The sequence below is a fragment of the Rickettsia sp. MAE-05 genome (assembly GCF_057319745.1).
Map to the genome: position 1 here is coordinate 26,720 of NZ_JBLTIO010000003.1, position 19,257 is coordinate 45,976.

Below are 19,257 nucleotides of genomic sequence, written 5' to 3' on the forward strand. Positions count from 1 at the left end.
TATGATCGGTAAATTAAGAGGTAAGATTGATTCCCAAGGCGATGATTACATTATAATTGACGTAAATGGGGTAGGGTATCTTGTTTATGCTTCAGGTAAAACTTTAGGTAAACTTGCTGAAGGTGAGTTTTATAAACTATTTATCGAAACCCATGTTAGAGAGGAGCATATTCATCTTTACGGTTTTCTGACTCTAGAAGAGAAAAATTTTTTTAATTTGTTACAATCAGTAAACGGTATAGGTACAAGAATGGCTTTATCTATCTTATCAAGCCTTACACCTTCAGATATTCAAATTGCTATAAATAATGAAGATAAAAATATATTTAAAGCAATATCCGGCGTCGGGGCTAAGCTTGCTGAGCGTATAGTGTTAGAGCTGAAAGGTAAAGTAGCGAAAATATCCAGCGGTTCAGCTATTATTAAAGATAGCTTGAATATTAAGAATATCACGCCCGTCGCAAGTAATGAAGTAATAAAAGCTCTAGTAAATCTAGGATTTTCTAGATTTGAAGCTCAAAATGCCGTTCAAGGCATCATTATCCAAAACCCCGAAATTTCTATTGATGAGTTAATCAAAACAGCCTTAAAAAACCGAAATGTCGGTCTTTAAATTAAATATTAATTTATTAACATTTCCTTTACTTTTATTTAATTTTGATATATAATACATATTCAAAAAAAATATCATTAAAATTAATAGGTAAAATTATGTCAAAATTAAAAATATTTTTAGCAAGTATAAATGCTAATAAGTTAATTGCGGAACTAGAAAAAGACCCGGCTACATTAAATATCAATGATGAGGTATTACCCAATCATTTGGAAGATTTACTAAAAACTTTAAAAGGAGATGATACTGTAAAAACGCTAAAGATTGAAAGTTCTGTATGGAATTCAGCATCATTACTATCACACAACGGTATAACAGAAAAAAATAAAATAGAATTATTGAAAGCGATACCAAAAATGAATCTAAACGCTTTAGGTTTGACCGGTCTTACTCTAAACAATAGCGATATAGATATTTTTTGTGAAGCAATCAAACATAGCAAAATTAATGAACTTGAGTTTTTTTTAGGTAGAGAAATAAGTAATGAATTAAAAGCAAAATTATTAACTTCTATAGAAAATAATAAAGCTCTTCTTAATTGCTTGTTTACGGGTCCAAATGATATGTCACAGCAAGAGAAAGAAGAAAAAAAAGCATGCACAAGTCAAATTAAGAAGAGAACCGATAAAAATCAGAGTATTTTAGAAGAAGTAGCACAAGTTTTAAAAGATTGGTCTGAAATGCCTAACGATTTGCATATGGGTACAATTCATAGTTACTTAAAATTATATCAAAAGTTAAATAAAGATAGTGTTATAGAAGAGTTAGAAAAGTTAAAAGTAAATGATGCAAACTTTATTCTAGAAAACGCAGATAAATATATTAACGAGCATTTTTTTGAGATGGTGGGAATTGCAAAAGAGGTATATGCTGATGGTTTATTTGTGCCTACTGATATAACTAGTTACATCGCATCTTGTATTGGGGATTTATCTAATATAATAAATAAATCAAGTGATATAGAATCTTAAAATAATTTATAGCATAAAACTATTTTTTAGCTATTATTAGTCATTATATTTATATATCTTTTAATTAATGGATTCCCGCTTTTAGCTAGGAATGACATAAAATGACTAATATATTATCGCCTGAAAAAAGTGAAAATGATCAAGAATTGCCGATAAGACCGTCATATTTGCAAGAATTTGTCGGTCAACAGCAGATTAAAGAAAATCTCTCTGTATTTATTAAAGCTGCAAAATCTCGAAATGAGCATCTTGACCATACTTTATTTTACGGTCCGCCCGGTCTTGGTAAGACTACGCTTGCTAAGATTATCTCTAATGAAATCGGCGGTAATTTCAAATCCACCTCCGGTCCTGCTATACTTAAAGCAGCTGATCTTGCTGCTATTCTTACCAATCTTGAAAAGAACGACGTATTATTTATTGATGAAATCCACCGCTTAAATACTGCGGTTGAAGAGGTTTTATATCCTGCTATGGAGGATTTTGAGCTTGATATAATTATCGGTGAAGGACCTGCCGCAAGGTCAGTGAAAATAACCTTGCCGAAATTTACCTTAATCGGGGCTACTACACGCCTTGGGCTGCTTAGTAATCCTTTGCGTGATAGGTTCGGTATTCCTATGCGGCTTAATTTTTATAATACTGAAGAATTGAAGAAAGTTCTAAATAGAGCGAGTAAATTATTTGATATTGATTTGACCGATTCAGGTTCGGAAGAGATAGCAAAAAGAAGTAGAGGAACGCCAAGAATTGCATTAAGATTGCTTCGTCGTATAAGAGATTTTGCAGCAGTTGACGGTAAATCAAGAGTAGATAAAGAAATTTCTGATTTTGGGTTAAATCGTTTGGAAGTTGATCGCATAGGACTTGATAGTAATGATTATCGTTATTTGAAATTCATAGCGGATAATTATAACGGCGGTCCTGTCGGAATTGAAACGATTGCAGCAGCCCTTTCTGAACAGCGTGACGCACTTGAAGAAACCATAGAGCCTTATCTTATACAGATAGGTTTATTACAAAGAACTCCTAGAGGTAGGGTAATCACGATTGCCGCTTTTGAGCATTTGAAAATGCCGATACCTAATCAATCACATCATCAATTTAATATTTTTAACGAGAATGAGTAATAATAATTTAAATGATAGTTATACAGCCACAGATGTTATAAAAAGGCTGATAAAAGATCATGTGAAACCTTACGCAAATAAAATATATTTTTCGATATTTTGCATGGTTATTGCAGCACTTTGTACGGCAGTGATTGTACATGCGGTTAGACCTATTATTGATAAGATTTTTTTAACGCATGATAAGAAAATGCTTATAATAATGCCTATAGTGCTTACTGTAACTTTTTTTATAAAAGGAATTTCAGAGTATTATCAGAATTATCTAATAAAATTTGTTGGGCAGAGGGTACTAAATGATTTGCAGATAAAAATGTATGAGCATTTGTTACTTGCCGATATTTCTTTTATTCAAAACCAATCTTCAGGACGTTTAATATCTCGTTTTACTAATGATATTTCTTTGATGCGTGGGGCTGTTTCTAATTTACTTGTCGGATGTGCTAAACATTTCCTAACTGTAGTATGTTTAATAATAACTATGTTTCATTTAGAACCGCTATTATCTTGCGTAGTTTTTCTTGTGTTCCCTTTGGCTGTTTATCCGGTGCAAAGGATGGGTAGAAAGATAAGAAAAATATTTTCACAATCACAAGAGGAGCTTGGACATTATACTTCTAGGCTTGATGAAACATTTCAGTCAATTAAGATTATTAAATCTTTTGTAGGCGAAAAAATAGAAAGTAATAGAGCGTCGTTGATTATTAATAATATTTTAGAGTTCTACAAAAAAACATCTAAGCTAGATGCGATGGTTTCACCGATTATGGAGGGTTTAAGCGGTCTTGCAGTCGGAGGGATGGTCTGGTACGGAGGTAATCTAGTTCTTGAGGGTAAAACAACACCCGGTGCATTATTTGCTTTTTTAGCTGCTTTTGCTGCAGCTTATAGACCGTTTAAAAGTTTGGTATCGTTAAATATTAATTTGCAGGAAGGAATAGCCGCAGCTAAGAGGGTATTTAGTATTTTGGATACCGAACCTCTTATTAAAGATCATGAAGATGCTAAAGAAGTAGATTTATATAATCCACAAATTACTTTTGAAAAACTATCTTTAAGTTTTGAAAGTAAAGTAGCTATAAAATACATAGATTTAAAGCTAGAGCCTCATAAAATGATTGCGTTTGTTGGGCGTTCAGGTAGCGGTAAGACGTCCCTTAGTAATTTATTAGTGCGTTTTTATGATCCAAATGAAGGAAGAATTTTAATTAATAATCATGATATTAAAGATATTAAGCTGACGATGCTTAGAGGTCAGATTTCCTTAGTTACTCAAGATACTCATTTATTTGATACAAGCGTTGCCGAAAATATAGCATACGGTCAGGAAAACGCTACAAGAGAAGAAATAATTGAAGCAGCGAAATATGCAGATGCTCATGAGTTTATTATACATCTGCCGAACGGTTACGACACACAAATAGGAGTGCAGGGGACAACTCTTTCAGGCGGTCAGCGTCAGCGTTTAGCTATTGCTAGAGCTTTCTTAAAAGACGTACCTATTTTAATTTGGGATGAAGCAACAAGTAGCTTAGACCAAGCTTCCGAACAGAAAATTCTAGAATCTTTAAAGAAATTACGCCAAGGAAAAACCACTTTAATTATTACGCATCGTTTAAGTAGTATTACCGACCTTGATAATATTATCGTCATGAAAAACGGTGAGATTTGTGAGCAGGGTACTCACACTCAATTGCTTAAGAATAAAGATGAATATTATAGGTTGTATAATAAGGAGTTAAGGGAGAACGGTTGATTTATAAAATAAATAGTTTATATTTCTTAATTTTTATTAACTATTATTGTGTGGCTTAAATCGTCATTGCGAGGAAATTACGAAGTAATTGACGAAGCAATCTCAGGATGCTTGACAAGATTGCCACGTCGGGACTATGTCCTTCCTCGCAATGACAAAAAAATGCAAACCGCACAATGACGCTTTTCTATCAAGGAACACCTCAATGCTCATTGCCAAGATTTTTAAAGACTATCGATTATTTGAAATATTTATTTTAGGAATAGTTAGCGGTATGCCGCTGGTTATAATTTTTTCTACTCTTTCGGTATGGTTAAAAGAATCCGGTATAGATATCGCCGTTATTACTACTTTTGCGGCTGCAAGATTATCATATTCGTTAAAAGTATTTTGGTCACCGTTAGTCGATAATTTTAAAATACCTTTTTTAAGTAGGTGGGGACATCGAAAAAGCTGGCTTATATTATGTAGCTCTTTAATGGTTTTAGTGCTAATTGCTATGAGCAAGGAAAATCCTGAAGTTTCTTTAACTTCTTTATATTTTTTGACTATAGTATTAGGCTTTTTATCCAGCACGTTCGATATTGCTGTTGATGCGTTGCGTATAGATAAGTTTGATCAGGAAACTCAAACTATTGCTAGTGCAACTGCCGTATTCGGTTATCGAATCGGTATGCTTATTACAGGGGCAGGTGCTTTGTATCTTGCAGAAATAACCGGAAATAATTGGCAACTAACTTTCTTTGTTATAGCTATAATATTTGCTGTTGCAACGATATTTATAATAACCGTAAAAGAAAAAGAATTAGTAAGAGAAAAAATTAATATTACTTCTATTACTTCATGGATTTCTACAGTAATTAATCCTTTCAAGGATTTTTTCAAAAGAGAATTTGCCGTAACTATTTTACTTGCGGTAATATTTTTTAAATTAGGCGATGCTATGCTTGGAGCGGTTGCTTCACCGTTTTATATAGAGCTTGGTTATACAAAAGGCGAAATAGCAATAATAGCTAAACTTTACGGGTTGATTGCGACCTTAGTCGGAGGCTTTGCCGGTGGTATTGTAATGTATAGGGTAGGGAATTTTAAAGGTTTGATTATTACCGGTATTGCTCAAAGCCTAACGCATTTTGCATTTATTTGGCTTAATCACCAACCTCCTTCTTTTGAAGCTTTATTAATTGCTATTACTATAGAGAATTTTGCTGCTGCTATGGGGGCTACTGCTTTAGTCGGATATATAGGCAATTTATGTAATAAAAAATATTCTGCAACACAATATGCTTTACTTAGTAGTGCTAGTAGTTTATGTAACAATACTGTCACTATTTATGCCGGAAAACTTGTAAATATGATGGGTTGGGATGGTTTTTTCATCTTTACTATAATTTTAGCCTTGCCTGCTTTGTTTATATTAATGTATCTTAATAAGAAGGTTAAGGTGTAGTAAGTTTTGTTTTTAACGTCATTGCGAGGAAATTTACAATAGTAAATTGACGAAGCAATCTCAGGAGTTTGTTATTATTTCATAAGATTGCAACAATGCTTCGCTCCTCGCAATGACGAAATCTATACTTATTGAGCAATGATGAAAAATCCCACTTGATTTAATTTGAATAATATTTTATTTATTTAAAATGTTTAGTAAATTTTTATTACCTTATATTTTTATTGCAACATTTTTCTTTGCTCCCATAAGCGAAGCGAAGAAAGCTGTAAAAAATACTCCCAAACCTCCTGTTCAAACTAGTTTAGTAATTGATGCAAAAAGCGGCAAAGTATTGCAGGCCCATAATTCACAAATTCGGATTTATCCCGCTTCTTTAACTAAGCTAATGACTCTATACTTAATGTTTGAAGCAATTGAAGCCGGTAAATTGCCTTTAGATAAAAAATTACTTGTATCAACAAAAGCTTCAAAAATGCCGCCTTGTAAACTGGGTTTAAAAGCAGGGGAAACTATAACCGTTCGAGAAGCAATTAATGGATTAATCATAAAATCCGCTAATGATGCTGCTGTAACGGTTGCTGAGGGCATGAAAGGTTCAGAAAAAGCTTTTGCTCATTTAATGAATGTTAAAGCTAAACAGCTCGGTATGAAGAATACCTATTTTAAAAACGCCTCAGGCTGGCACGATCCATTGCAGCAAACTACCGCAAGAGATATGGCTAAACTTGCTATGGCCTTAAAAAGAGATTATCCTAAATATTATCCGTTATTTGCTAAAACCAGTTTTGTATTTCGTGGAAACATAGTAAACGGACATAATAGGGTTACTAAAAATTATCAAGGTGCAGAAGGTATGAAAACAGGTTTTCATACACCGGCAGGTTATAATTTAGTAACTACTGCTTCTAGGAATGGTAAATCATTGATTGCCGTTGTTACAGGAGGCAAAAGTGCTGCATCTCGTGATCAAAAAATGATGGGGCTACTAGATCAGCATTTTAATATTAAGCCTATAGTCCCTAAACCTTCAATCAAACTTGCCTCTAATAATAAATCTACTACAAAAGCTAAATCAAAAATAATAAAGAAAAAGAATATACGTAGTTGATATGTATCGTCATTGCGAGAGGCATTGCTTGCGTGGAGCGTTTTATGTCATTCCCGCGGGGAATCACAACTGTCCGAAGTTCGAGGAAGCCTAGAAAACAAAGGAATTCTTGAACTTGGATGGGTCGTGCTGGTATAAAAGTATAATATCATAAGTAATAGCTCTTCGTAGTTGTTCAACAAATCTTTTTCTAGCTAACTTGAAACTATCAATATTATTTAGCTTTTTAAAAGTTAGAATAAGTAAAGCCGCTATTAATATTATATAAAACACTACCTTAATACCATTTATATCTCTAGAAGAAAATGCTTAGCATTTAGGTGTTGTTTGATAAACTTAAAAAATACTTCTATATCCCATCTCATCTTATAAATATCTGTTATCTCAACAGCACTTAGTTCTGTTAGATTCGTTAAAAATACAAACTCTTTCCCATTAATCCGGTGTTTTGTTTTAATTAATCGAAATTCTTCTTTAATCCAATGTATATCTCTGCTTCGTAGATTTACTATATAATCTCCTAATATATCCAAATCTCTATCTGCTTCTAAACCTGCTTCCGCCTCTTGCTCATTAGACTTTATTATCTTGTAATTAACCTTATCATTTAAACGGGTAACAAACTTTATCCCTGCTTGCTTAAACTCTTGAAATGTTTTACGTGCGCTTATCCCTCTATCAAATACAACTATATCTTCCTTTGATAAACTTGCCTCTTCTATAGCGGCTTTAAGGGCTACATCCTCACTATTATCACTAGCTTTATCACCAAAACGTACGCTAGACGGTAGAGAGTCAAATCCTACACTAAATTTTATCTGATGCTTACTTCCTGTTGAGGTCTTAAAACCGCATTTTAACAATTTACTCGACAGCGTTACCAAAGTAGAATCAAATAATTGGTCATGCCTCCATATTGCAGTTACGCCTATTAAAAAGCTATACGTTCAATAAGAGTACCAATAACCTTATCATGAATATCCAATGACTTGGAAAAGCAGATTGTCTTACGTGCAAGCCTCTTGCATCTCGTTCTAAGGTTCAAGTTACTTCGTTCTATCCGTTGAGTGTATTTTTTACTGATAATATGCTTTTTAGGGTCTAATAACCTAGCATAACTCCCCCATCCATCTGTATAGTAAAAAGTCACCTTGAAATTCTCTAGTTTTTTCAGTAATGATTCTAATGTGCTATCACATCTTGTACCAAACGTATAAGCAACTACTTTTAACGAAATCTTATCCAAGGCATACCAAAGCCATCGTTGTCTGGATTTATTCTGTACATAAGACCATTGTTCATCTATCTCAGGAGCAATAATTACTTCTGTTGTACTGATAGAATGATTTATTGTTTTTAATACTAGATTTTTTTAAAACACGGATAACTGTATTGATACCCACTTTTAATACTCTTACTGTATCTCTAACTCCAGAGCCGTTGATTGACATTTCTACTATTTGCTCCTTAACTCCAGGCTTAGATGCATTATTAATATACTCCAATTGAAAATATCGATTACACCGCTTGCATTGATATCTCTGTTGTTTTGAAATTGAATATCCTGACTTTATTACTTCTTCTGTGTTGTTACAATATCTACACTTAACATCTATTTTTGCCATAACTCCTTAACTATAATTCTCTCTTATTACTGTTTGAGGATTATAGACTATTTACTCTAAACTGCAATACGGAGGCACGACCATATTCTGCTCCAACTGACTCAAATAAACTGTCCGGTATTTTTGATAACAATTCTGAATATCTTACTACCATATATAACTCCTACTAAAAATAGAAATTATTTTATCACTACTCTACTTATTTTTCAACTTCGGACAGCTGTGGCGGGGAATCCAGTTCTTGTATATGTCATCCTAGCTAACTTGATCGTGGGATCTTAGGATACAATTTGTGGCACAAGATCCCATGGTCAAGCCAGTATTGTTGCATGGCTCAAAAAACGGCTTGATGTCATTCCTGCGAAAGCAGAAATCCATCATAAAGCAAGATAAATCGAGCTTTTAATTTCAAAAATTTGCTGTATTGATAATTTTTTTTGGAGTCCTGCTTTCTCAGGAATGACATAAAACGGACCATGCAACAACACTTTCAGTCGCTCGTAATGATGAGTTATTTTAAGGATTCACTGCCAGCTTATATTTTAGATTTACAAGTTTTATATGACAATTAACACTACATTTAGCGTTTCTTGTAACTTTAGTAGATGAAGATTTTTTAGAGTTTTTAGCTAAAGTTTTACTTTGTGGTTTTTTTAGATTAATATTTTTTAGAAATTTCTCAGTTTCATTAGGTAAATATTCTATTTTTACTTTAGTTATACCTTGATTTTTAAATGCTAAAATTTCGGCTGCTTTTTGAGAAACATCTATTATACGATTTTTCTTAAAAGGACCTCTATCATTAACCATTAAAATTACTGATTTATTATTGGCTTTGTTGGTAACTTTAACTAAGCAAGGAAGCGGAAGAGTTTTATGTGCGGCAGTTAATAAATTTCTATTAAATCTATCACCGTTAGCTGTTTTTTTACCGTGAAAACCGTCTTTACGTCCCCCGTACCATGAAGCATAACCTGTTTCGGTAAAAGATTTAGGACTGTGAGGTTTGTAAGTCTTTCCTTTTATTTTATAATTTTTTCCAACTTTATAATGTCCTTTATAAGTTAGATTATGAGGATCATCTTTTGATAATTCTTTGTAAGAATATTTATGAGAATAAGGTAATCTTTTTGAGGTATTACAACCACTTAGACAAAAAATCAATAAAAAAATTAATACAATAAGTTTATGGTGTCGTATCATCATCATGCTTATTAAAATTATCCATTATTTTAGCGTAACACACAACTTTTTCAACACCTTTTATTTTTGATGCAATAGAAGCAAGCTTTTCTAGCTCTTCTTCTGATCTTGCAACTCCAAATAAATAAACAATATTATCTATAGTTAAAATAGTATAATTAGCAAATTTAATGTCTTTTCTGACTAAGTTTTTAGCTTTAATTTGCGTGGTTATCATACTATCTTTAGTATATTGGGCTAAGTCAAAATGATTACTATTTTTATTTACTTTCAACTCATTAATAACTTCTTTTACGCCTTTTTGATTCCAAGCAATTTCTACGGCTTTTAACGCATCAGATTCTTTTTGAATATTTCCTGTTAATAATACTCTTCCTTGTGATACTTCAACCTTTATTTTAGCTCCTAAATCTCTAAAATTATTTTTTACTAAATCAGCTTTAATACCTGCAGAAATCCTTGAATCATTTAATGTTTCAGACATTGGTTGATCTTTTGAAGCAACAATACCAGTAGTGGTTGCTGCGGTAAAAATAGCAGGTAAACAAGCAGATAGACTAAAAGAAAGAGCTATAAAAATTAGAACTCGTAACATCATAATAATAGTACCCTACGATTTTTAAAAAGATTATATTTGTTTAAGAATTAACTGTTTGTTTATGTCATTCCCTATAGTACCGGACCTTGTTGCGTCATACCGAGTCGTCATTGCCCGCGTGGATATCTAATCGTCATTGCGAGGAGCGAAGCTTTGCTGCAATCCAGAAAAAATAATAAAAAAATTCTGTAAATCAGAATTTTTAACTGGATTGCTTCGTCGAATTACTACGTAATTCTTCTCGCAATGACAAAAAGCAGGTCTACGCAATAATGCCACGCGGTAATGATATAGAGTAAAAATAGTAAGGTATTATATCTTACTATCCGGTAATTTATTCTTTAATAAAAGAGGTAATTGCAGTAAAATAAATATAAAAGTAATAGGTATTACACCGAATACTTTAAATTTTACCCATGCTTCATCTGAGAAATTACGCCAAACTATTTCATTAACTACAGCCATAAAAAAGAAAAAAGCCGCTGTTCTATAGCTTAAAATTATCCAGCTTTCTTCTTTAAGACGTACTATACTTTCTAAAGCATATTTGATAAAAGGATTTTTTCTTATACCGCTCATGAGAAATATTATTCCAAAAATAACATATAATATAGTAGGTTTGATTTTTATATACATTGAATCGCCGCTAATTAAAGTAATGCTTCCCGAAACTAATAAAACAGTTGTAGAAATAATAGAAAGCTTGGATACTTTCTTATCAATAACATAACAAAGGGTAATACAAATAACAGAGGTAATAAGCATATAAAGAGTAGCGTTTTGTATACCGCCTCCATAAAAAAAGCCTGCAAAAAATGCTATTACCGGACCAATTTCTGATAAAAGTTTTAACATATTTAATTTAATTGTTCTCTTTGATAAAATTAATTTGATTCATTTTTTTGTACTGATATTAAGTTATTTTTGGAATATCTTAATTTTATTTGTATGAAAATATTTATCAGTAATATAGTAGTAAAATAGGCAAGTACTTGTAGCCCGTTAGGTCTTGCAATATAACCGGTAACAATATGTAAGATTTTACCTATCATACTTCTATCTGCCACTAACCATGAACTATCCCAAAGTTGATCGGATAAAAACATAACTAGACCGGAAGAGGTTAAAATACCTGCAGCACTTGCTGCAAATCCTCCTGCTATTAGCATTAATAATACAGTAGAGATTTTAAAAATATATTTTTGATTAGCAATCTTGATTAAACCGAAATATATTACTAAACCAAGTAAGAAGCCACTTGTAGCACCTATTATCACTCCTTGCAAGTAAATACTGCTTGATATTGTTTCAACTGAAGATATGCTATATACTAAAATAATAATTTCTGCACCTTCTCGTAATATGGTAGTGGCAACTAAAAAAACCAACATGAAATAACTGGCGTTACCCTCATGAATTTTTACTGATAAGTCGTTTATATGTTGCTTTACTTTTATACCGTAACCTTGCATCCATATTATTGTCCAGCTAATCAGAATTGTTATTAGTATCATAATTCCGGAATCGAATAGCTCGTCGCCTATTCCGCCAAAAGATAAAGATAATTTACGGGTAAAAAATGCAAAAATTGAAGCAAATACTACTCCAAGCATTACTCCGGCAATAATATAAAGACGAGATTTTTCTATTTGTTTTGTTACGGCGAGTATTACACCAAGTAATAAGGATATTTCTAAACATTCACGAAACACTACTAAAGCAATTTTAAACATATTTTTTATCTAATCATTAACAATTATAATACCCTGAGCCGTATCTTGATGAAAATCCCCAAAAATTTCATATTTTCCGGGTTTAAGCGGTGCAAGTATAATATTTATTGACTCATTCGGCATAACTATTTTTTCACGATGTAAATCATGACTTTCAAACTCTTCTACTGTATCATCTTCATTATGAACAATTAACCTTATCTTAGTAGATTTCGGTACTTCAACTATATTCGGAACAAATTTATGATCTTTTATAGTTATCTTTACTTCTAATATATTATCATTTGTTTTATTATCGGAGCTCTTATTTGTAGAGATATAAATAATTACTGCTAAAAATATCAAACCTACTAGTACAATAATATTTTTGTTTTTTTTAATAATTTCCATACTAAACTCCTAGCTTAATTAAAGTTTAAAGTAAGATTCTTATATACTCATTTAATTTGAGTTTTAAATTTTTAATAATTACAAAATTTATCCTGCAATTTTTATTAATGCTATAAGATATACAATTATTATCATTATGACAAGGATAGATAATAAAATATAATTTTTTTGTTTTTTATTATCCGATATTTTAGTTTGTTTCATATTTATTTAATTTTGTTTAAAATCATTAAGTTCAAGTAAAAGATATTCATTTATCGGTAATGATTCATGAGAAATAATTTTATTTATATTAGAACCTAAGGCTTTAAAAGTTTTGCTTTCGGCAATAACACTGCGTGTTCCAACCGTTACTTTACCTTGTAAGGCGTAAGAAAAAATTAAAGGATATGTAATATCGCCGATTTTCATATCTATTTGTTGTCCTTTTGCTTTAGAATCATATAGTATTTTACCGTTTGATAAACGAGTAATTTTAGCATTAAAGCTTACTTTTTCACCACATAATAAAGGAACACGATAAGCTATCTCATCGTCATAAATTTTTACTTCATTATTTTTGACAAAATTTTGCGGTAATATGGATTTTAAAATTACATTAACTTTATAATTATAAGCATCATCGAAGATAATATTTTTACTATTATTAACGGCATATTTTGCAGGAATAATAGCTTCTCGTGCTTCTCCTACCATCATACCGATTATTACATTATCTAAGCCAAGCATTACAGGAGCAGAGCCTAAAGTAAAAGTTTTAGTATCTTCAGATATTAAAGTATTGTTCATATCTGATATTTGATAAAATACGGTAACTACATGTCCGCAAGAAGCGGGGCCGATATTACCGCTACCGAGCGTATTAATTTTAAACAGTGTTTTTACTAAATCCTTACGTACTTCAATAGTGTAATCATTAGGATTAATAGGTCCATTTAACGGTTGTAAAATATTTTCAAAAAATGCTTTCCCTTCTTCGGTTTTAAGAGCATTTATTACTATTTTTGAAACCGTACGTTCAAATAAATTACCGTTTAATGAAATAGGAAGTTCATTATTTATACTAGTTTGGTTTTCATCGGTAGATGAATTATTTGAAGCCGTTTGCTCTATAGTTGTAGGATTATTGTTGTCGGGAGATATTTTTAACTTTACTATATTGTAAAGTATTAGGATTACAATTATTAAAGATAAAAATTTTTGCATATATACTCGTTTAATTTGAAAAATTCGCTACAGCTATTTCAGAAAGCTCAATACAAGCAAATTTTGCAGGACTCGCCTTTGCTCACGTATTACTATAACAATCAATTACTTAATAATCAAATGAGAATAAAAATAATTTGATTAATATCAATAATTGATTTAAGTTTAAATGCAGAATTTTATAAATATAGTGGTGAAAAGTGAAAAAATTTATATTTTGTTTTTTATGTTTATGGACATTAAACATATTTGCTGCTTCTAAAACTTACCCTAATAAGCTTAATCGTTGTAAAATTACTAGAAATATATTTAATGATTATGAACCGAAAGTTTTTGAGACTACTAATAATTTATTACGTAAAACAGGAAGATTATCAAAATTTTACGGTGAAAGGATATTAATTAAAGGAAAAATATTAGATCAAAATTGTGTGCCGGTTGCAGATGCTAAAGTTTATTTATGGCAAGTAGGAAGCGGAGGTAAATACCCTTATGAACCTTTAAAAACTAGAGTTGATAAAAGAAGATTTACAAGTAAAAGCGATTCAAGCTTTACCGGTTCCGGTATTGCTACTACTAATAATAAAGGAGAATATTACTTTATTAGCATGTTGCCTTATAAATCTTCTCGTTATTTGAGAAGTGCAAACATAAGAATAGAGCATCCCAGTCTTACTACTCTTGAAACACGCTTAGACTTATCTGATAAAAATATGTGTGATAATGAGTGCGGTGAAGTAAATCCGATATTAATCGAACCGCAAGAAAATATGCCGTCTTATTGTTTTGATTTAGTATTACAAGGTACGACACTGAAGAGGTATTGATGCAGTACGTCATTGCGAGCGACCGTAGGGAGCGTGGCAATCTCAGGATACTTGACGAGATTGCCGCGTCGTTGCTAATGCAACTCCTCGCAATGACGTTTTGCCTCTTTTTCGGGTGCTTCTAAAGGTTTTTTTATACCACAACTACATAATGTAAGTGCTAATACGAATAAATAAAATATTTTCATTACTATAAATTATTATATGACCTTAAGAAATTATAATAAATATCTTATATATATTATAGTGTTTTTATTATCTATAATAATTTTTATTCCTAAAATTCATGCTAAGCTCTATGAGAAGCCTAAGGATAAATTAGAATTTTTAAGAGGCTCAAGCGTTCCTGATAATATAATTTTTTTTGATGAAGAAAAAAATCAATATTCTCTTGATCAGTTTGAAGGAAAGACTATATTGTTAGTGTTTTGGGCTACTTGGAGTGCTCCTTGTGTCAAAGAAATGCCTGACCTTGATATGTTGCAAAAAGATTTTAGGAAATTACCTTTTTCAGTAATTCCGATTTCAGAAGATTATCAAGACATAAAAGTTGTTAAAGAATATTTTAAGAGCTATCAAATAAGATATTTGCCGATTTATCATGATTATAGAAATGAATTATTTAAAGCCTTAGGGGTTGTTAGCTTACCGACTAGTATATTAATAGACCCAAACGGCAAAATAATAACTAGCTTTGTCGGCAATACAAATTGGTATGACGAAAAAGTTAGAGATACTATTTTATCTGCCATTCCTGGAAATTATCCTGAACCTAAAAATAGTTATAACGAGCAATCTCTGAATAAACCGGCTAAGCCTTTGCCGCCTGTAAAAAAAGATGCTATAGTAACTCCAAATAAATAGACGAAGCTCAATTTGGAAAAGAGCAAGGAGGCTGTAAGCCGAGGCGAGCTGCGTATACTTAATACGTGAGGACCGGAGGAATTACAAAGCGACGAAGCCAATTTTTCAAATTCAGCGAGTATATTAAATTAAAAATGAGAAAAATCAATGAATGAAGTAAATAAATCAACTATGGCGAATGCAGAATTTGATCAGATAATAACCAAACGGCAGATAAGTAAATTAGATCAGTTATTTGCTTCGGTTTTTGGTGATTCTAAAGAAGTGATTGCCGTTTTACGCCTTAGCGGTGTTATCGGTAAAGTAAGTACTATGCAATCGGGACTTACTTTAGAATCATTAAATGAACTAATAGAAAAAGCTTTTAAAATAAAGAAATTAAAAGCATTATGTTTAATTATTAATTCTCCTGGCGGTTCTCCGGTACAATCTGAACTTATTGCGAAACGTATTCGTGTCCTTGCTAAAGAAAATAAAATAAAAATTTATAGTTTTATTGAAGATATGGCGGCTTCAGGCGGATATTGGCTTGCTTGCAGCGGTGACTGGATATATGCTTCTTATAGTTCGGTTATAGGTAGTATAGGAGTAGTATCAAGCGGATTCGGATTCCATGAAGCGATTAATAAACTTGGAATAGAGCGTAGAGTTTATACGGAAGGAAAAAATAAAGCAATTTTAGATCCTTTTAAACCTATTAATAAAGAGGACCTTAAAATTATCAAAGATTTGCAAAAGCAGGTTTACGAGCATTTTGTAGAATATGTAAAAACAAGAAGAGTAGGGAAGCTAACACAACAAGACGAGATTTTATTTAACGGCGAATTTTGGGCAGGGCAAACGGCTCTTGATTACGGTTTAATTGATGGCATAGGTGATATGTATAGCGTAATGAAAGAAAAATTCGGCGATAATATTAAGTTTCAATATCTGTGTGCTAAACAGCCTTGGCTTAAAAAGAAACTTGGCATGGGAAGTAAGATATTAACCGATAATCTTGCTAATTCTTTAATTGATGCAGTAGAAAATAAAATTGTTAACGATAAATTTGATATAAGGTAGTATGACTATAACGCAAGTTAAAATTAAGAAATTAGAAAATTTTTCAGGTAGTTTGCCGGAATATGCTACAGAGCATAGTGCGGGGATGGATTTAATAGCCGCAAATGAGCAACCTATAACAATAAAAGCAGGTGAAATACAGCTAATTCCAACCGGCATCGCTATAGCATTACCTGACTCATTTGAAGCACAGATAAGACCTCGTTCGGGTCTTGCCGTTAAACACGGTATTACGGTTGCTAATTCACCAGGTACTATTGATGCAGATTATCGAGGCGAAATAAAGGTGATTCTTATTAATCTCGGTAAAGAAGATTTCGTTATAGAAAAAGGGATGCGAATTGCTCAGATGATAATTTCTAAGTACGAACGCATATTATGGGAAGAAAGTAGTAGCCTTACGGAAACGATGCGTGGTAGCGGTGGCTTTGGTTCTACGGGTGTTTAAGAGTTCTAAAAACGTCATTGCGAGTGGGTATTGTTGCGTGGATGGGAAAATCCGTTCGGTGTCATACCGTGGCTTGACCACGGTATCCAAAAAACAATAAAAATACTAATAATTATTAGTATTTTTAACTGGATCCCGCGATCAAGTCGCGGGATGACATAAAAGTACTGGATTCCTGCTTTCGCAGGAATGACATCAGTATCCACGCGGGCAATGCTATGCGGGAATTACATAAACACTACGCAACAAATCATAAAACTTATGAAAATCACAATAAAATTATTAACTTCTATATTTTTATTAGCTTTGAACTGGCTCCCGTGGTCAAGCCACGGGATGACAACTGCGGTAAATTCTGATTCTGTAGATAATGTTAAGCAAGTTTTTACCTATATCGATCAAAAAAACTGGTCTCAGGCTGAAGATTTAGCCTGCGAGGTAAATAATAAAGCCTTAACAAAAATTGTACTTTCTCAGAAATATTTAGATAATAAATATTCAGATAATAGTTTTGAACATGTAATAAGATTTTTACGCAATAACCCGAATTGGCCTCAAAATAAGCTGCTTGAAGAAAGAGCGGGAGAATATCTAAATAATAATACAAATAAAAAAGTAATTTTTGATTGGTTTAGTAAACATCCTCCTCTTACCGGCAAAGGTTATAAATTTTATGCGGCAGCTGCAAGTAGTTTAATTAAAGATCAGAAGATATTACTACCTATTATTAAAGAGTCTTGGGTATATGCCAATTTCACTCCTGAAGAAGAAAATACATATTACAATAAGTGGCATAAATATTTAACTGCAAATGATCATTTAGAGCGAATAGAAGAACATTTATGGAAAAATGATATTAGGTCTGCCGAGCAATCCCTAAAATATGTTGATCAAGGCTATCGTAATTCTTTCAAAGCACAAATTGCAATTATTAATAAATCACAAAATGCTGAAAAGCTTTTTAGAAGCATTCCTGAAAAGTACTATACTTCCGGCTTGTTATATCGTTATTTAGATTCTAAAAAAACGCAAAGACTGACAAGTGGAGATATTGCTTTATTTAAGAAGGCTAAAAATAACCGTAAACATTTTGGAAAATGGTGTCGCATTCAATCTTATTATGCTCGTGAATTTATAGATTATAAGGATTTTGCAAATAGTTATAGAATGGCTAGCATGCCGTTTGCTACATGCCCTGAAACTATAAGGGAGCAGGAGTGGCTTGCGGGCTGGCTTTCCTTAAGCTTTTTAAAAAAGCCGGATCAAGCATTATTACATTTTAATAAGTTTATCAAAGTTGTTAAGACCCCCATTAGTTTGGCACGTGGATTTTATTGGCTTGGTCGCACCTATGAAGCAAAAGGTGATAAACAAACTGCTAAGAAATTTTATGAACAGGCAGCCAAATATTCTTTTACCTTTTATGGACAGGTAGCAAATATTGAGTTAAATAGGACGAAGTTAGTTTTGCCGCCTGTTCCCGTGATAACTTCTGAAGAAAGGAAAACTATAGAAAATAAAGAGATTATCAAAGCAATAAGGTTATTGGTTAAATATAATAAAAGCCACTTAGCTATGATATATTCCAAAGAAGCAATTAAAAATACTAAAAATCCTGCTGAGATTCAAATAATCGTGAATATTATTAAGGGATGTAATAATACCCATTATATGGTTGATGTAGCAAAAATTGCTGCTCAAAATAATGCTTTTATTCCGGATTGTGCTTTCCCGGCTCCTTATAATTTAGCAGGTTTACCGATTTCATCCTCTTTAACTTACGGAATAATTAGGCAGGAATCGGTGTTTGATCACAAGGCAGTGAGTTATGCAAATGCTATGGGGCTAATGCAACTTATTAAGGGTACTGCTTGTGATACCGCAAAATCTATCAATATGAAATGTGATGTAGCGGATTTAACTAGAAATCCGGTATATAATATTAAGCTTGGTTCGCATCATTTCAAAAAACTATTAGATGATCATAGAGGTTCTTATATTCTATCTATCGCTTCTTATAATGCCGGAAGTCATAAGGTAGTAAAATGGATTGATAGATTCGGGGATCCAAGGGATATCAAAGATACAAGAAAAATTATTGACTGGATTGAATTAATACCATACTCTCAAACTAGAGATTATGTCCAACGGGTACTTGAAAATATTCAAATTTATAGGGTAATCTTAAATAAGAATAGTAACTTGTACTTTAAGCGTGACTTACATGCTTGTGATATAGTGAAAAGTTAATTTTCCATTAGTGTTTTGTT

Annotated in this window: 19 protein-coding genes and 1 pseudogene; 11 read left to right on the forward strand and 9 right to left on the reverse strand. The window is 32.1% G+C overall.

The features are described 5' to 3' along the window. The first annotated feature begins 1 nt into the window (after nt 1). The 6 genes from ruvA to ACNFN7_RS06220 all read left to right on the forward strand — a co-directional run bounded on the left by ruvA (nt 2) and on the right by ACNFN7_RS06220 (nt 7,031). Nucleotides 2–613: a Holliday junction branch migration protein RuvA gene (ruvA, locus tag ACNFN7_RS06195; protein WP_485441279.1), complete on the forward strand. Its 612-nt coding sequence runs from the start codon at nt 2–4 to the stop codon at nt 611–613. Nucleotides 614–711: 98 nt separating this feature from the next. Beyond that, on the forward strand, nt 712–1,584 hold the full coding sequence (locus tag ACNFN7_RS06200) for a hypothetical protein (RefSeq protein ID WP_485441280.1): 873 nt from the start codon (nt 712–714) through the stop codon (nt 1,582–1,584). A gap of 101 nt (nt 1,585–1,685) precedes the next feature. Next, nucleotides 1,686–2,714, forward strand: coding sequence for a Holliday junction branch migration DNA helicase RuvB (gene ruvB, locus ACNFN7_RS06205; protein WP_485441281.1), 1,029 nt, complete (start codon nt 1,686–1,688; stop codon nt 2,712–2,714). After that, complete coding sequence (locus tag ACNFN7_RS06210) at nt 2,707–4,470, forward strand: ABC transporter ATP-binding protein (RefSeq protein WP_485441282.1); 1,764 nt, start codon at nt 2,707–2,709, stop codon at nt 4,468–4,470. The genes ruvB and ACNFN7_RS06210 overlap by 8 nt, the downstream gene beginning before the upstream one ends. Nucleotides 4,471–4,675: 205 nt before the next feature. Next, nucleotides 4,676–5,920: an AmpG family muropeptide MFS transporter gene (locus tag ACNFN7_RS06215; protein WP_485441283.1), complete on the forward strand. Its 1,245-nt coding sequence runs from the start codon at nt 4,676–4,678 to the stop codon at nt 5,918–5,920. A gap of 190 nt (nt 5,921–6,110) precedes the next feature. Then, on the forward strand, nt 6,111–7,031 hold the full coding sequence (locus tag ACNFN7_RS06220) for a D-alanyl-D-alanine carboxypeptidase family protein (protein WP_485441284.1): 921 nt from the start codon (nt 6,111–6,113) through the stop codon (nt 7,029–7,031). A gap of 90 nt (nt 7,032–7,121) precedes the next feature. Here the strand turns inward: ACNFN7_RS06220 and ACNFN7_RS06225 are convergent, their stop codons facing one another. The 9 genes and pseudogenes from ACNFN7_RS06225 to ACNFN7_RS06265 all read right to left on the reverse strand — a co-directional run bounded on the left by ACNFN7_RS06225 (nt 7,122) and on the right by ACNFN7_RS06265 (nt 13,786). Further along, nucleotides 7,122–7,304 (reverse strand): hypothetical protein, encoded by a 183-nt coding sequence (locus ACNFN7_RS06225; protein ID WP_485441285.1) that lies wholly within the window; start codon nt 7,302–7,304, stop codon nt 7,122–7,124. 14 nt (nt 7,305–7,318) lie between these two features. Beyond that, complete coding sequence (locus ACNFN7_RS06230; protein WP_485441286.1) at nt 7,319–7,915, reverse strand: transposase; 597 nt, start codon at nt 7,913–7,915, stop codon at nt 7,319–7,321. Nucleotides 7,916–7,962: 47 nt separating this feature from the next. Next, nucleotides 7,963–8,656 (reverse strand): annotated as a pseudogene (locus tag ACNFN7_RS06235) (IS1 family transposase). 516 nt (nt 8,657–9,172) lie between these two features. Continuing rightward, nucleotides 9,173–9,820: a septal ring lytic transglycosylase RlpA family protein gene (locus tag ACNFN7_RS06240; protein WP_485441287.1), complete on the reverse strand. Its 648-nt coding sequence runs from the start codon at nt 9,818–9,820 to the stop codon at nt 9,173–9,175. A gap of 22 nt (nt 9,821–9,842) precedes the next feature. Continuing rightward, nucleotides 9,843–10,457 carry a BON domain-containing protein gene (locus ACNFN7_RS06245; protein WP_202069949.1) on the reverse strand — a complete coding sequence of 205 codons (615 nt, stop codon included), beginning with the start codon at nt 10,455–10,457 and terminating at the stop codon, nt 9,843–9,845. Nucleotides 10,458–10,769: 312 nt separating this feature from the next. Next, nucleotides 10,770–11,312, reverse strand: a complete 543-nt coding sequence (locus ACNFN7_RS06250) for a septation protein A (RefSeq protein ID WP_485441288.1) — start codon at nt 11,310–11,312, stop codon at nt 10,770–10,772. A 29-nt stretch (nt 11,313–11,341) separates the two neighbouring features. Next, nucleotides 11,342–12,190, reverse strand: a complete 849-nt coding sequence (locus tag ACNFN7_RS06255; protein ID WP_011270944.1) for an FTR1 family protein — start codon at nt 12,188–12,190, stop codon at nt 11,342–11,344. Nucleotides 12,191–12,199: 9 nt separating this feature from the next. Further along, nucleotides 12,200–12,580 (reverse strand): cupredoxin domain-containing protein, encoded by a 381-nt coding sequence (locus ACNFN7_RS06260; RefSeq protein ID WP_410526524.1) that lies wholly within the window; start codon nt 12,578–12,580, stop codon nt 12,200–12,202. Nucleotides 12,581–12,790: 210 nt separating this feature from the next. Then, entirely contained in the window at nt 12,791–13,786 is a 996-nt protein-coding gene (locus ACNFN7_RS06265) for an FKBP-type peptidyl-prolyl cis-trans isomerase (protein ID WP_485441289.1), read from the reverse strand. Between the two features lie 200 nt (nt 13,787–13,986). Between ACNFN7_RS06265 and ACNFN7_RS06270 the strand changes: the two genes are divergently transcribed. The 5 genes from ACNFN7_RS06270 to ACNFN7_RS06290 all read left to right on the forward strand — a co-directional run bounded on the left by ACNFN7_RS06270 (nt 13,987) and on the right by ACNFN7_RS06290 (nt 19,237). Then, nucleotides 13,987–14,613 (forward strand): dioxygenase family protein, encoded by a 627-nt coding sequence (locus ACNFN7_RS06270; protein WP_011270947.1) that lies wholly within the window; start codon nt 13,987–13,989, stop codon nt 14,611–14,613. A gap of 204 nt (nt 14,614–14,817) precedes the next feature. After that, entirely contained in the window at nt 14,818–15,477 is a 660-nt protein-coding gene (locus ACNFN7_RS06275; protein WP_485441290.1) for a TlpA disulfide reductase family protein, read from the forward strand. Between the two features lie 147 nt (nt 15,478–15,624). After that, nucleotides 15,625–16,539 (forward strand): S49 family peptidase, encoded by a 915-nt coding sequence (locus ACNFN7_RS06280; protein WP_485441291.1) that lies wholly within the window; start codon nt 15,625–15,627, stop codon nt 16,537–16,539. Nucleotide 16,540: 1 nt separating this feature from the next. Continuing rightward, the gene (gene dut / locus ACNFN7_RS06285) at nt 16,541–16,987 is read left to right on the forward strand and encodes a dUTP diphosphatase (protein WP_410526519.1); all 447 of its coding nucleotides are present in this window, start codon (nt 16,541–16,543) and stop codon (nt 16,985–16,987) included. 261 nt (nt 16,988–17,248) lie between these two features. After that, the gene (locus ACNFN7_RS06290) at nt 17,249–19,237 is read left to right on the forward strand and encodes a lytic transglycosylase domain-containing protein (protein ID WP_485441292.1); all 1,989 of its coding nucleotides are present in this window, start codon (nt 17,249–17,251) and stop codon (nt 19,235–19,237) included. Nucleotides 19,238–19,257: the final 20 nt, after the last annotated feature.